The sequence below is a fragment of the Bacillus sp. N3378-2at genome (assembly GCF_033412715.1).
GTDB classification, from domain to species: Bacteria; Bacillota; Bacilli; order Bacillales; family Bacillaceae; genus Bacillus; species Bacillus subtilis.
This window is the reverse complement of the sequence record NZ_CP117986.1, coordinates 707550-722012: the sequence shown is the minus strand read 5'-3', so window position 1 is coordinate 722012 and position 14463 is coordinate 707550. Positions and strand designations below refer to the sequence as shown.

At 42.5% G+C, this 14463-nt stretch carries 10 protein-coding genes; 1 reads left to right on the top strand and 9 read right to left on the bottom strand.

All coding sequences use genetic code 11. The features are described 5' to 3' along the window. Positions 1–30: 30 nt before the first annotated feature. On the bottom strand, positions 31–1368 hold the full coding sequence (locus PUN35_RS04030) for a sodium-dependent transporter (RefSeq protein WP_014480024.1): 1338 nt from the start codon (positions 1366–1368) through the stop codon (positions 31–33). 218 nt (positions 1369–1586) lie between these two features. Between PUN35_RS04030 and PUN35_RS04025 the strand changes: the two genes are divergently transcribed. After that, positions 1587–2552 (top strand): bile acid:sodium symporter family transporter, encoded by a 966-nt coding sequence (locus PUN35_RS04025; protein ID WP_014480025.1) that lies wholly within the window; start codon positions 1587–1589, stop codon positions 2550–2552. A gap of 49 nt (positions 2553–2601) precedes the next feature. On the opposite strand, the gene odhB is transcribed toward PUN35_RS04025, so the two are convergent. The 8 genes from odhB to cdaS all read right to left on the bottom strand — a co-directional run bounded on the left by odhB (position 2602) and on the right by cdaS (position 14212). Further along, positions 2602–3855: a 2-oxoglutarate dehydrogenase complex dihydrolipoyllysine-residue succinyltransferase gene (odhB, locus tag PUN35_RS04020; protein ID WP_014480026.1), complete on the bottom strand. Its 1254-nt coding sequence runs from the start codon at positions 3853–3855 to the stop codon at positions 2602–2604. 14 nt (positions 3856–3869) lie between these two features. Further along, positions 3870–6704, bottom strand: coding sequence for a 2-oxoglutarate dehydrogenase E1 component (gene sucA / locus PUN35_RS04015; RefSeq protein ID WP_014480027.1), 2835 nt, complete (start codon positions 6702–6704; stop codon positions 3870–3872). 228 nt (positions 6705–6932) lie between these two features. Continuing rightward, positions 6933–8849: a nitric oxide reductase activation protein NorD gene (locus PUN35_RS04010; protein WP_014480028.1), complete on the bottom strand. Its 1917-nt coding sequence runs from the start codon at positions 8847–8849 to the stop codon at positions 6933–6935. 10 nt (positions 8850–8859) lie between these two features. Beyond that, on the bottom strand, positions 8860–9774 hold the full coding sequence (locus PUN35_RS04005) for an AAA family ATPase (RefSeq protein WP_072592545.1): 915 nt from the start codon (positions 9772–9774) through the stop codon (positions 8860–8862). A 63-nt stretch (positions 9775–9837) separates the two neighbouring features. After that, positions 9838–10428, bottom strand: a complete 591-nt coding sequence (locus PUN35_RS04000) for a superoxide dismutase family protein (RefSeq protein ID WP_004399243.1) — start codon at positions 10426–10428, stop codon at positions 9838–9840. A gap of 92 nt (positions 10429–10520) precedes the next feature. Beyond that, positions 10521–11765: a D-gamma-glutamyl-meso-diaminopimelic acid endopeptidase CwlS gene (cwlS, locus tag PUN35_RS03995; protein WP_014480030.1), complete on the bottom strand. Its 1245-nt coding sequence runs from the start codon at positions 11763–11765 to the stop codon at positions 10521–10523. 370 nt (positions 11766–12135) lie between these two features. Then, on the bottom strand, positions 12136–13353 hold the full coding sequence (locus tag PUN35_RS03990; RefSeq protein ID WP_014480031.1) for a macrolide family glycosyltransferase: 1218 nt from the start codon (positions 13351–13353) through the stop codon (positions 12136–12138). Between the two features lie 235 nt (positions 13354–13588). Beyond that, positions 13589–14212: a cyclic di-AMP synthase CdaS gene (gene cdaS, locus PUN35_RS03985; protein ID WP_010886531.1), complete on the bottom strand. Its 624-nt coding sequence runs from the start codon at positions 14210–14212 to the stop codon at positions 13589–13591. Positions 14213–14463: the final 251 nt, after the last annotated feature.

Below are 14463 nucleotides of genomic sequence, written 5' to 3'. Positions count from 1 at the left end.
AAAGCCCCCTTTCCTCGGGGGCTTCGTGTGTTAAAAAATCCCTACCACATGCAAAAACACGATGATAATGGCAACAGGAGATAAATATCGAATAAGCAGCAGCCAAACCGCAAACCACTTTCGTTTGAGATTGGAACCGCTTTTCAGCTCGTCAAACAAATCCTGTTTCGGTATTTTTAGCGGGACAAAAATCGAAATCAGTAACGCACCTAACGGCATTAAAATATTGCTCACAAGATAGTCGGCCGCATCAAAAATAGACAGATGAAATATAGAGACGTCACTTAAGACACCGTATGACAATGCAGACGGCACACCGACAATAAAAATAGCAATTCCGCCTAACCAAGCGAATCGTTTTCTCTTATTGACATCGCCTTTCGACAGTACTGCGACCAAAATTTCCAGCATTGAAAAAGCAGATGTCAATGCAGCAAATAAAAATAGAAGTAAAAATGCTAATAAAAAGATAATTCCGAACGGCATTTGATTAAACACAGTCGGCAGAACGTTAAATAACAGAACCGGGCCTTGGTCTGGCTTGAGGCCGAATGAAAATACAGCTGGAAAAATCGCAATTCCGGCCATTACAGCAACAAGCATGTTCATAACAGTTACAGATACAGCGGACTGTACCAGATTTTCCTGTTTCTCTAAATAAGCGCTATACGTTACCATGACAGATACACCGACACTTAATAAGAAAAAGGATTGTCCCATTGCATATAAAATGGTATTGGCATCAATTGCAGTTAAATCAGGCATGAGGAAAAATTTGATTCCTTCCATCGCGCCATCAAGTGTAACCGAACGCACCATTAAAATGATGAATAATAGAAAAAGCGCCGGCATTAATACTTGGCTTGCTTTTTCAATTCCGCTGCTTACCCCTTTTGCAACAACTAAAATTGTTACCACCATAAAGAGCAGCTGGCCTCCTACAGCCAAATAAGGATTTGAAATGGTACTTGCAAATATCGTATCAAAACCAGATGTTTGCGATAAACCGCCAGTGAAGCCTTTTATAATATAAATTAAAATCCATCCGCCTACGACACTGTAGAAAGATAGAAGAATAAAGCACGTCACCATGCCTAAATAACCGATCCAATGCCACTTCGTTCCTGGAGCAAGTGTTTTATAGGACTGAACGGCATCTTTCTGTGTTCTTCTGCCTATGATGAATTCACCTAACAATAAAGGCAGTCCGATTAAAACCGTAAATAAAATAAAAATAAGTAAAAATGCGCCTCCTCCGCTGGTTCCGGCAACATATGGGAATTTCCATATCGCACCAAGCCCGATAGCTGATCCTGCCGCGGCTAAAATAAAGCCGAGCTTCGAAGACCATTGATTTGCTTCCTTCACCGTATCACTCCTATTTGATCTAACCATTATAAAGGTTCATTGTAAGAATATCTTCCTATATAGTCAAGAACATTTTAATTAGTTTACATCATATATCTATAGACATCTGCCAAAAACTAATATTGAATTATTCAGAAAATTATTTATAATAAGAGAATGTTATGAAATTTGTAAGAATTTCTGCTGAAGTTCTTGATAAGTGTGTTAGGAGTGTTTTTATGGACATCATTAGAAAAATAAGTCATTTTGCAGGACAAACCTTTGGCATATGGGTCATTGTTTTTGCAGTGCTGGGATTTTCTTTCCCATCTTTATTTACGTGGATCAGTTCTTATATTACGATTTTTCTTGGCATTATCATGTTTGGGATGGGCCTTACACTGCAAGCCGATGATTTCAAAGAGCTGGTCAGAAAGCCTTGGCAAGTTATTATTGGAGTAATAGCTCAGTATACGATCATGCCGCTCGTTGCTTTCGGCCTCGCATTTGGGCTTCATCTTCCAGCTGAAATCGCAGTTGGTGTTATTCTTGTCGGCTGCTGTCCCGGGGGAACTGCATCTAATGTTATGACATTCTTAGCAAAAGGAAATACTGCCCTTTCTGTTGCGGTTACGACAATTTCTACCTTATTGGCACCTGTTGTAACACCGTTGTTGATTATGCTGTTTGCCAAAGAATGGCTTCCTGTCTCGCCGGGGTCTTTGTTTATCTCAATCTTACAGGCGGTTTTATTTCCGATCATTGCAGGTCTGATTGTCAAAATGTTTTTCAGAAAACAAGTGGCAAAAGCCGTACATGCCCTTCCGCTTGTTTCTGTCATTGGCATCGTTGCGATTGTCTCAGCTGTCGTCAGCGGCAATCGGGAAAATCTGCTTCAATCGGGGTTGCTCATTTTTTCAGTTGTTATCCTGCATAATGGTATCGGTTATTTACTTGGGTTTCTTTGTGCAAAGCTTTTAAAAATGGATTACCCGTCTCAAAAAGCGATTGCAATCGAAGTCGGCATGCAAAACTCCGGGCTTGGGGCTGCACTTGCCACGGCTCATTTCTCACCGCTATCTGCCGTACCAAGCGCAATATTCAGTGTGTGGCATAACCTTTCAGGTTCTATGCTTGCAACATATTGGTCCAAAAAAGTGAAAAAGATACAAGCTGGATCCGAAAGCAGCAATCTATCACTTTAAATATGCATCAAAAAAGGTACATCACTTTATCGTGATGTACCCTTTTTTATTATCCTTCTAATAAAAGCTGTTCAGGATCTTCCAGTAAATTTTTGATTGTCACGAGGAAACCAACCGCTTCTTTACCGTCTACAATTCGGTGATCATAAGATAAAGCGATATACATCATCGGACGGTTTTCGAAACGCTCTTCATCAATGGCTACAGGGCGCAGCTGAATCTTATGCATGCCCAGTATACCGACTTGCGGGCTGTTTAAAATTGGAGTTGACATCAATGAACCGAAAGTCCCTCCGTTTGTAATCGTGAAAGAGCCTCCCTGAAGCTCGCTAAGGGTTAATTTATTGTTTCTTGCTTTTTTCGCAAGCTCGCCGATCTCTTTTTCGATTCCTGCAAATGTCAGGCGATCCGCATCCCGCACAACCGGAACGACAAGGCCTTCATCAGCAGCAACAGCGATTCCGATATCGTAGAATTTTTTAACGATCAACTCATCGCCTTGAATTTCTGCATTCAACAGCGGATATTTTTTCAATGCAGCCACGACCGCTTTCGTGAAGAAAGACATAAAGCCGAGCTTCACTTCATTTTGCTCAAAGAATTGATCTTTGCGGCGTTTTCTGAGATTCATGACAGCCGTCATGTCCACTTCATTAAATGTGGTCAGCATCGCTGATGTTTGCTGTACCTCTACAAGGCGTTTTGCAATCGTTTGTCTGCGGCGTGACATTTTTTGCACTTCAACAGGTTTTTCAAAGCTTTGCTGTGCTTTTTGAGCCTGAGGCTGCTGCTTTTGCTGAGGAGCCGGTTTTGATGCCGGTTTTTCGTACGCTTCGACATCCTGCTTGCGCACTCTTCCAAGCGGATCTCCAGTTGGAACTTGAGACAGGTCAATTCCTTTTTCTCTCGCCAGCTTACGGGCCGACGGAGAAGCGATCGTTCTTGATTTTGCTTCAGATTGTGCTTCCTCGCTCACCTCTTGTGCAGCTGGTTCAGCCTGTTTCTCTTCTTTTACGCTTTCCTTGCTTTCTGCTTTCTCTGTAGGAGCAGGGGCAGAACTTTCACCCGCGCCTTCTGAAATCGTACCGATAATTTCTCCGACCTGGACGGTATCACCCGAATCTTTCAATACCTCTTGAAGTACACCCGATTCTTCTGCTGTCAATTCAACATTCACTTTATCCGTTTCTAGTTCAAGCAGATATTCACCCTGTTCTACATAGTCACCAGGCTGCTTTAACCATTGGGCTATTGTTCCTTCTGAGATTGATTCTGCTAATTCAGGTACCTTAATTTCCGCCATTTTTCATTTCCCCCTTAGTTTTTGCGAGTCAAGCTATCAGATACAATACGTTCCTGTTCTTTTTTATGAACTGTCGGATCTCCCTCTGCAGGGCTGGATCGTCTTCTTCGTCCAATATATTGAACGCTTACTCCCTCTGGTGCAATCTCTGTCAAATACGGGCTGATATAACCCCAAGCCCCCATGTTCTGCGGCTCTTCCTGCACCCAAACGATTTCTTTCAGGTTCGGAAGTTTTGCAAATAATTCTTTGACTCCTTTTGCCGGGAATGGATACAGCTGTTCGATTCTCGCAATGTGAAGCCACTCTTTACCGTCTTCTAACTTATTAAAATGATCGCTAATGTCTATAGACACTTTACCGCTGGATAATACAAGTCTGGTTACTTTTTCATAGTCATGAGAAAGTCCCGACTGTTCATAAACAGGCTGGAAGCGGCTTTCGCTGAGCTCCTGCACTTCCGACACCGTATTTGGGTTGCGAAGAAGGCTCTTCGGCGTCATAATGACGAGCGGTCTGATTTCTTCACGAAGCAGCATTTTAGCCTGTCTTCTTAAAATATGGAAATACTGTGCCGCGCTTGTCAGGTTGGCAACCGTCCAGTTGTTTTCCGCTGCAAGCTGCAGGAATCGCTCGATTCTTCCGCTTGAGTGCTCAGGCCCCTGTCCCTCGTAACCGTGCGGGAGCAACATGACTAATCCGGATTTTTGGCCCCATTTCGCGCGTCCGGCAGAAATAAATTGGTCAAAATACACTTGAGCAGCGTTGGCAAAATCTCCGTACTGTGCTTCCCACAAAACAAGCGTTTCCGGTGAATGCACGTTATAGCCGTATTCAAAACCGAGAACCGATCCTTCAGACAGCGGGCTGTTATGAACAGCAAATGATGTGCTGCAGTCAGATAAGTGATGAAGCGGCACAAATTCTTTGCCCGTCTCACTGTCATGAAGCACAAGGTTTCTTTGGGCGAACGTTCCGCGCTCGGAATCCTGTCCTGTTAAACGAATCGGTGTTCCGTCTTTCATAATTGAAGCAAACGCGAGTGATTCTGCCAAAGACCATTCCACTTTTCTGTCATCATCGAACGCCTTGGCGCGTCTTTCTAAAATGCGCTTTAGCTTGCCGAAAACATTAAATGACTCCGGCCAGTTGATCAATTCGCCATTCAACTTGCGGAGCACATCAAAATCAATCGAAGTGTCCACATCTGGGAAACCGTTTGATACAGGCTCTGGAAGTTCAATTTCACAAGCAGTGTGTTCCTTTTTAGACGGAACTTTCTGATATGCATCCTCAATGCGCTTCGTTACCGATTTTTCGATGTTTTGAACGACTTCCTCGGTAAGCACGCCTTCTTTTACCAGCTTTTCAGCGAAAATTTGTTTGACGGTCGGATGCTTTCTGACAGCATCATACAGCATTGGCTGAGTGGTTGACGGTTCATCCATTTCGTTGTGTCCATAGCGTCTGTACCCGATCAAATCAATCAGAAAATCCTTGTTGAATGTTTTTCGGTATTCGACCGCAAACTTAACAGCTGAAAGACAAGCTTCAGGATCGTCCGCATTCACGTGAACAATCGGAATTTCATAACCCTTGGCCAGGTCGCTGGCATATTTTGTCGATCTGGATTCAGCGCTTTCTGTTGTAAATCCGATCATGTTATTGGCGATAATATGAATCGCACCGCCTACTTGATACCCTTTTAAAGAGCTTAAATTCAATGTTTCAGCTACAATTCCTTCCCCAGGAAATGCAGCGTCTCCATGGATTAAAATGGCAAGCGATTTTGTTTCATCTTGTACCGGGTATCCGCTTTGTGTTCGCGTTTCCTGTGCTGCTCTTGTGCTGCCTTCAACAATCGGATTGATAAATTCCAAGTGGCTCGGATTGTTCGCTAACGTAATGCGCGCTGATTTTGTTTCAGCGTCTTGAAGCTCCCGATTCGCCCCCAAATGGTATTTGACATCCCCTGTCCATCCGTAGCTGATTCCAATTGATCCCTCAGACGGGACAAGATCTTTATTCGGCGCATGCTGGAATTCAGAGAAGATGATTTCATACGGTTTGCCGAGCACATGTGCCAAGACATTCAGGCGTCCCCTGTGCGCCATCCCGATGTTGACGCTTGTCGTGCCTGATTTGACAGATTGTGCAATAATGTCATCAAGCACTGGAACAAGAGCGTCCAGACCCTCAATGGAAAAGCGCTTCTGCCCGACGAATGTGCGGTGCAAAAACTGCTCAAAGCCCTCTACTTCTGTCAATCTTTCCAGCACAGCTGACAGCTTTTCAGCTGAGTTCTTCTGGAACAGCTCGCCAGATTCAATCTTTCTTGTCAGCCACTCGCGCTCTTTGAAGTCATGCACATGGTCAAATTCAAAAGAGATGGTTCTTTTATACGTATTTCGTAAATACTGAATGGCTTCTAAACCGTTCGTAATGTTTTTAGGAGCGTCTTTGCAGATGACAGACGCAGGTATTGCTTTTATTTCCTCTTCTGTTAGCCCGTAATCGGATAATGGAAAAAGTTCGCTCTTTTTCTCATCCTTTCTGAGCGGATTGACGGAAGCGTTCAAATGGCCATAGGTTCGGATATCTTCTGCAAGTCTGACTGCGGATGCGATCTTTTGAATCAGATCGGCTGTAACACGTCCCTTTTCTTTTGTTCCCGAGGCCTCTTTTATATCGCTTGGCGGAGCACCGAGCTCGTCGAACATTTCCTTCAAATCCGGGTCAATGCTGTTCGGATCCTGGGTATACTGATCGTAAAGCTCCAGCGCATAGCCGAGGTTCGGACCGTAAAAATCTTCCCAATTCATTCGTTGTTTCATACTATTTTGAAACATTTGAATATTACCCCCAACTTAAATAATCAAGTGATTGATTCACTATCTTGAAATAACTTTCGAACGCTGTGTCCAAAATTATGTAATAAAAACGCTTCCAACGATATTTTACCACTGTTTGCAATTTGATTCTACCTTGATTGTTCACAAAATAGTAAAAAACCTTTATAAAAAACAAAAAATTTAATCATTCGAAAAAACAAACGCCAAAAAGCATAGGATTAAGGGCTATCCTATGCTTTTATGAAGCAGTTTTTTCAGCAGCGGATACAAAACATCCGGTAGCTGATCAACATCCGGGACAAATATACTGAATTTTCCGTACATATCCTGGATCGTCTTCATTTGCGATTCTTCTATTTCTGAGTTGGAGAGAAAAACATTTATCACTTCTATTCCTCTTTTTCGGGCTTCGATAACCGCCTCACTTGTATCAACGATCCCATTTTGTTCGTAGCCAAATGCGGCCGGCTCTCCATCTGAGAAAACAATTAAGAACTTTTGCGCCTCGCTGCGATGCAGCATTTTTTTCGTCATCTGCCTAATTGCGTACCCGTCACGGTTATCTTCTTCTGGCTCAAGCTGCATAATGGCCGGTCCAGAATCTTGTCTTAATGATGATTGGAAGGGAATAACCGTATTGAAATAGTTTGGCTGGCTTGTTTCGGTTGCATCATTTGTGTCCTCCCAAAAACCGACAATCTGATGCGGAACCGCTACCGATTTCAGCGCTTCGTGAAACAACACGATTCCTCGTTTTGTTTCGTCCATTTTGTCGAACATGCTGGCGGAACAATCGACCAGCAATGTAAAAACTGCGTCGATTTCTGTAGACGGTTCTTGCTTTTTGTAGAACAGGCGCGGATTTCGCTCAGTGAAGTAACGAAGAAGCTTATTATTCAGTCTCCCGGCATGAAGATCTGTTCTCGGCAATGTTTTTTTATGTTCAAGCGTTTTTTGAATCATTTGTTTCAAACGCTTTTGATACGATTCAATCGTTTTTGCCTGCTGTTTATAAGAAAGCTCCTCTTCACTGGTTGCCGGCTGCGGTTCTTTATAAATTGGAAATGCATATTTATTTTCTTTGCCGTCAGCCATACCCGCTCCGTTCGGCTGGTCTTTTTGAGACTCCAGCGCTTCCAGCTTGGAATAGTCTTTCCGTTTCGTTTGTCTGGCTGATCCTTGAACAGAGCCAAGGGCCTGATCTCCATCGTCGCCTTCCCTTGAAGCATCTTTTCCTAAATCTGATTTTGCGCCGTGTTCAATATCAAATTGAAGGAAGCTTTTAGACGGTGCTTCTGTTTCCCGGTGCCATGTCGGCATTTCTTCTTCATGGATATCCTCATCACCGTCTGATTGTTTTGGAAGCGTGATGTCATCACTCAGCTTCGGCGCTTTTTTCTCTTCTTCAAATAACGGCTGTTCTGCAGCTTTTGCGTAATCAAGCTCAGGCAAAAAGAAGTAGGTGTTCAACATGTCTTTATCGAGTACCTCTTCAAGTCCGTCCATGAGGTCCTCAACAATTTTCAGAACCTGCCGTGTCGAATCTGCTTCATACACACGCAAGAGCTGCTGCTCAATAAACGGGCGCATCAGATCGATATCTTCACGCATGGATGGAAGGGTCTCGAGCGGCGATTCCGCTGTGAGCTTGACATAGATCGCGCAAAAGAGCGCATCGGTAAAAATGCTTCGTTCCAAATTTAAGGTCAGCTGGGTTGAGAAATGTTTTCTGTACATGTCTTTTCGCTTCGCAAATACATGTTTCGTACCCGGACGCTCACGTTTGATGCATTCTTCGATCCTAATGTCTTCAAGCAGCATAAAGAGCTGCTTGGCAAAACTTTTAAAGGTGAGATGACGATGGATATCATTCAAAAAGTTCGCAAACTCATGCAGCGAGCTATATCTTGTTCCGACTGAACGCAGGTAGACGTCGCTTTTCAGACCCGCTTCCATGTCCTCAGCTGCCCTGTCTTTCCAAAAGTGGCTCATATAGATTTTCTTTTCAAATGGATTGTAATAGGACTGAACGCCATACTCCACTTCTACCGCTTCACTCTTGGTGAGTGTTTTGGCCAAATCAGTCAGCATCATAAATAAAAATGAATCAATCGTGCTGTCGTTAAATTTGATAAATTTCATCGCAGCCCCCTCATTCAAACAGAGTTTCTGCAATATTTCGGACGGCCGCTTTTTCCCGATCATCATCAAGCTTTTCTACAATTCCTCGCTCAATGGCACGACGCGGCGGAATATAAGCAGCTAAATCACATGTATCGATTAAAGCTCTGATGGACGCCGCTTCTTCAGACACCTGTCCGTTATGGGCCTGAACGATCAAGTCAGAGGAAAGCGTGATAAATCTGTCAATCAATTTCTCGTCTTTCAGGGCTGACTGAGACATGAGCACTTGTTTCAGCAGCTCGCCTTTAATATAAGGCACATCAATGATGACAAAACGGTTTTTCAACGCTTCATTCAGAGGAACAGTTCCGACATAACCTTCATTGATGGCTGCAATGACTCCGAAACCGCTTTTAGCCCGTATGACCTCGCCTGTAAACGGATTTGTCATCATTTTTCTGTAATCTAATACACCGTTTAAAATAGGCAGTGTTTCCGGCTTCGCCATATTGATTTCATCTATATAAAGAAAATGGCCTTCCTTCATTGCCTTTGTAACAGGTCCTGAAACAAACTCGATTGTCGCCTGGCCAGATTGATTTTCAATCGTTTTATAACCGACCAATGCCTCAGCGTCCAAGTCGACTGAACAGTTGACGCTGTGCATCGGTTTATTAAAATAGCTGGACAATGTTTCTGCCAACTTTGTTTTTCCTGAACCTGTAGGCCCTTTCAGCAGGACATTTTTCCCCATGGCTAATGCAATAATGGCGTCAAATAAAATGGCTTCATCCTCCGCCTCATAGCCTGATGTTCCTATAAGCGATTGAAACTCCGGGGAAATAGGCTGCTCTTTATATGATAAAAGCTTTTGTTGTATATCTTCCGGCAATGTTAAGTGCTGTAGTTGAGTTGTCATAGACAGATTCCCTTTCCTATTCATATTCCATTAACGAGTATACTAAAAAAGCCCCTGTATGCTCAATACAAAAGGGCTTGGATGATATTACTGCTTCTCGTTATTTCCCAAAAGGGCTCCGCAGACAATACGCGCACCGGAATTGCCGCTTGGGTTTGTCAGATAATCGTCCGCTTGTTCATGAATAATAAATGCACTTCCGTCCTCGTCGAGAATATTTAGTTTACTTCCTTTTTTCAGTGAAGTGTCAGGCGCATTCATTATGACATCTACCTTTCCATCAGCACCGACTTCAAGGTTCGGCAGATCTCCGGCATGATGCCCCATCGGATTATTGAAGCCGTGTTCTTTGTTCAGTGGATTAAAGGGACCGCCCGCTGATTCAAAATCCGGCCTGACACAAGAACCTTTCTCATAAATATGAAAACCGAGAGAAGCACCTGGACGCAGGCTGTTTGCGGAAATATGAATATCGAGGCCTTCATCATCTGATTCTTTGATCTCTATAAAACCGACTGCTTTCCCTTCACGATTGACCAGCTGGACATGATGACCAAACGCTGACGTTTCAACCACTTTTTTTTCCGGCACCCGGTTAGGAGGGTCTGGAGGTTTTTTTTGTCCGCATCCGGCAACTCCCAGTGCCGTCAGCATCATCAACAGCAAGAGACGGTGCATACTGTCTCCCCCTTGTTTTTTCTAACAGTGTGGTCAATCATTGTCTGGTATAAACAAAAAAGCCTATAAAAGGCTTTTTGTCATACTCATTTTTAAAAATAACTTCTTGCGCCCAAGTACCGCTGTTTCCAATACGAATTGCTGAGATTGGAAATGTCGACGCCCGATGAGCTTGCATGAATAAAATCACCGCCGCCTAGATAAATCCCCATATGAGACGGGCCGGATTTATATGTGGTAAAGAAGACAAAGTCTCCTACTGACGGCTGGCTGACTTTCTGCATGACATTCCAATATCCTGCCGTACTCAATCTTGATATAGATGATACATTATTAATGAGGTAATAAATGAAGCCGCTGCAATCAAAACCGGCAGGCGTGTTTCCGCCCCATCGGTAAGGCACTCCGACATATTTTTTCGCTTCCGTGATCATTCTGTCAATCTTCGAGCCTATTTGAATGTTTGACCCTGAGTTATCTTTTGGCTTTGTTGGCTTTGTCGGATTTGAAGGATTAGATTTTGATGCTCCAGAAATAGTCAGAACCTGCCCGATTTGCAGCACATCCGATGATAAATTGTTTTTATCACGGATGCTTTGGACAGTGACTCCGAGCCGATTTGCAATTTTCCACAGCGAATCGCCTGCTTTTACCTTGTACGTCGTTCTTTTTGAGGGATTGGAGTTTGACGGCTTTTTGGAACCGCTGTTTCCGTTCTTAGGCGAACTGCTTCCTTTTATTTTGAGCACCTGTTTAGGATAAAGTGTATCTGATGTTAAGCCATTTAAAGTTTTTAATTCGGCTACAGTCATATTTAAGCTGTTTGCGATTTTCCACAGTGAGTCACCAAGCTTGACCGTATATGTACTTTTTGAAGAACCTGAAGAATTGGAACCGCTGTTTTTCTTTGATCCATTTGATCCGCTTGAACTGCTTGTCCCTTTGATCTTAAGCTTTTGCCCCGGACGAATCAGGTCACTGCTCAGGCTGTTTAAGCTTTTAAGCTCAGAAACACTCATTTTATGATTTTTAGCAATCATCCATAGGGAATCACCATATGCAACTGTGTATGTTGACGTTTTGCTTGAATTAGATGGGGATGTCGTGCTTTTTTTGCTGCTTTCAGGAACCTTAAGACTTTGTCCGACATAAAGCACCGTTGATTTCAATTTGTTTTCGGATTTCAGAGCTGATATTGTCGTATCATACTGGCGGGAAAGTTTCCAAAGAGAGTCACCGCTTTTTACTTTTATCGTTTTTGCTTCCGCGGGTGCTGCGGCCATCGACGACCCAACAACTGCAGAAACAGCCAAGCCGGCTACAATCTTCTTTTTCATTCATTCAACCTCCTAAACTGTTTTTTTGTAAAAACAGCTAGTATTTTGTTTCCAAAAATGGCACACAACTGTTTTATCGTCAATTTTTCAGCAAGTTAAACCCTTTTCAAACATTTGGCGCAGCATTTTCAGCATCGTTCGACCTTTAAACCTTCAAATAAACATCTAACATTTTACATAAGCACGATATGTTTTTCGAAAGTCTAAGGAACTATTTAAGTGAGGGTAAAAATGATGGTTTTCTATTGATGAACGAAGCAGTTTCTCCTCCTTTCTTGTCTATTTTTCTAATCAATTCTCTATCGGCGTATCAAATCCCTCTTATGAAATGGCAAAAAGCCTGTTCTTTCGATAAGAACAGGCTTTTACACTATGCATTTGCTGATTGAGTTTTTTGTTTTACAGCTTCAAGAATGCTATCGGCCGCTTTTTTAGAGCCGCCTGCCGCTTTCAGTGATTGTCCAATTTCTTTTGCCTTTTCAGCATACGAACGATTATTCATTACTTCTTGTATCGTCTCTTTCAGCAGGCTTTCAGATAATTCTTCTTTTTTTAACACTTTTCCTGCACCGACTTTTTCCACCTGATCTGCGACAACAAATTGGTCGCCTCCCATCGGAATGACAACGAGCGGGGTTTCAAAATACAAACCTTCACTTGTGCTGTTCATTCCGCCGTGTGTCACAAATAAGCTGGCTCTTTTCAAGATCTCAAGCTGAGGGACATACGGGCGTACAATGAAATTCTCCGGAATGTCGTTTAACTCACTTGTTTTAATATGCTTGCCGATGGAAAGCACAACTTTACCGTCAAAATCCTTACACACTTCAAGGCATTGATTAAAAAACTGCTTTTGATTATTAAAAATGGTTCCCATTGAAATAAACAGCACGTTTTCATTGTCAATCTGATCAAATGGGAAATCATTGTTTCCGGCTCTTTCTGTAATGGAAGGACCGACAAATACATATCGCTCGCCAAATTGCTCAGCCAGTGGCTGAAATCCCCTTGATGTAAAGACAATTGTCAAGTCACCATCAGCTAAAAAAACATCAAATGGCTTCTTGATCTCTGCTTGAAAATCAGCATTTAAAGTTTCTGCAAGCTGCTGGTATGATTCATAATGAGGCGAATCTTCAAGTGATCCTTTCATGTACGCTCCCATCATTTCCTTCGCAAATTCCTCATTCATCGCAAAGGTTGTACACAATGAAAATCTTGGCAGCTTCAGCAGGTTGGCGATGACTTTACCCGCGAGAAGATGGTGATCATATATGACATAATCATACGATTCATGTTTGACTTCCTCATAAATATGAGTCGCAATATCTTTACAGCTTTTCAAAAAAGCGCAGATCATTTCAGTAAAGTCTCTTTCTTCATCACCGGTTGCGTTTTTCCCGAAGTAATCTCCCCTGAAATCATGATACTCACGAAACTCTATATCAAGAGCTGTGATTTTTTCTTTATATTCCTTCACTGCGTAGTACGTAATGTTTTCTCCCCGAGATTTCAGCTCCTTCATCACACCGATAGAGGGATTAATATGCCCTTCACCGGGGAAACCGATCATTAATACATTTGCCATGCGGCAGCACCCTTCCTTTGAAAATTTATATAATATTTTATACGGTACTATAAATACATAAACAGGTAAAGTATTTCACTTTATTAATATTCATCACATATAACTTTTCTACCAGTTTATATTCCCTGTCTTCAAGACAAAAAGCATTCAGCTTGAAGCGAATGCTTTAATAAAGATACGAATTCAGTCATTTTGTCTCATGATAGGATTCTTAATCAGGCCCTTTTTATTATTTTTACGTTCTTGGTGAAATTAACGGATATAATACACCGTCTTTGGCAAACGACATCTTACCTGTTTCCTCTGAAACCACGAGCACCAGTGCATCCGTATAGCCCGACATACCGAGAGCCGCCCGGTGCCGGGTTCCCAAATGGATATCCACTTCCTTCGTCGTCAGCGGGAGCACATTGGCTGCTGACACGAGTTTGTTTTCCCTCACTAATAAAGCGCCGTCATGAAGAGGGTTTCCGGGAAAAAAGATGCTTTCAATTAATGAAGAGCTGATCTCGGCGTGTAGGGAGGTGCCTTTTTGAATAAAACGTTCAACCGGGTCTGCTCTTTCAATCACAATTAAAGCTCCATGCTTATGTTCCGATAAGGCTTTAATCGCCTTGGCCAGCTCAATAAATGCCGGCGTAAATTCCTCAATGTATGATTGCAAATAAAAGGAGGATGCAATCCCCTGCATGTCCTGAAAAACGTGCCCCAAATCATCTAATTCACAAAGGAGACACTGGTCTTTTTCGTGAAGCGTTTTCAAGATTAGAGATGCATCACCTAATATTTGCTCTAGGTACACCTGTATTTTCCCCTTGAACGCATTTTCTGATATCTGCTCATAGCGCATAGCCTTCATCTCCTGTTCAAATTTCCAACTTTTCACGAATGCTTATCTTATTGATGCACATTCTATTGGTAAAGGAGGGATGTAAAGAATGGAAATCGAAAGAATCATTCAGTATATTTGCACCTTTTTAGGCGTGATTTCGCTTTCTTTTATTTATGCCCAAATGTTTAGAAAAACGAAACCGACAAAAAAAGAATAGGCCCGGCGTTCATTGCTTTTTATACATAAAATGTTATAATTTCTCTCGTTATGAAAAAGAA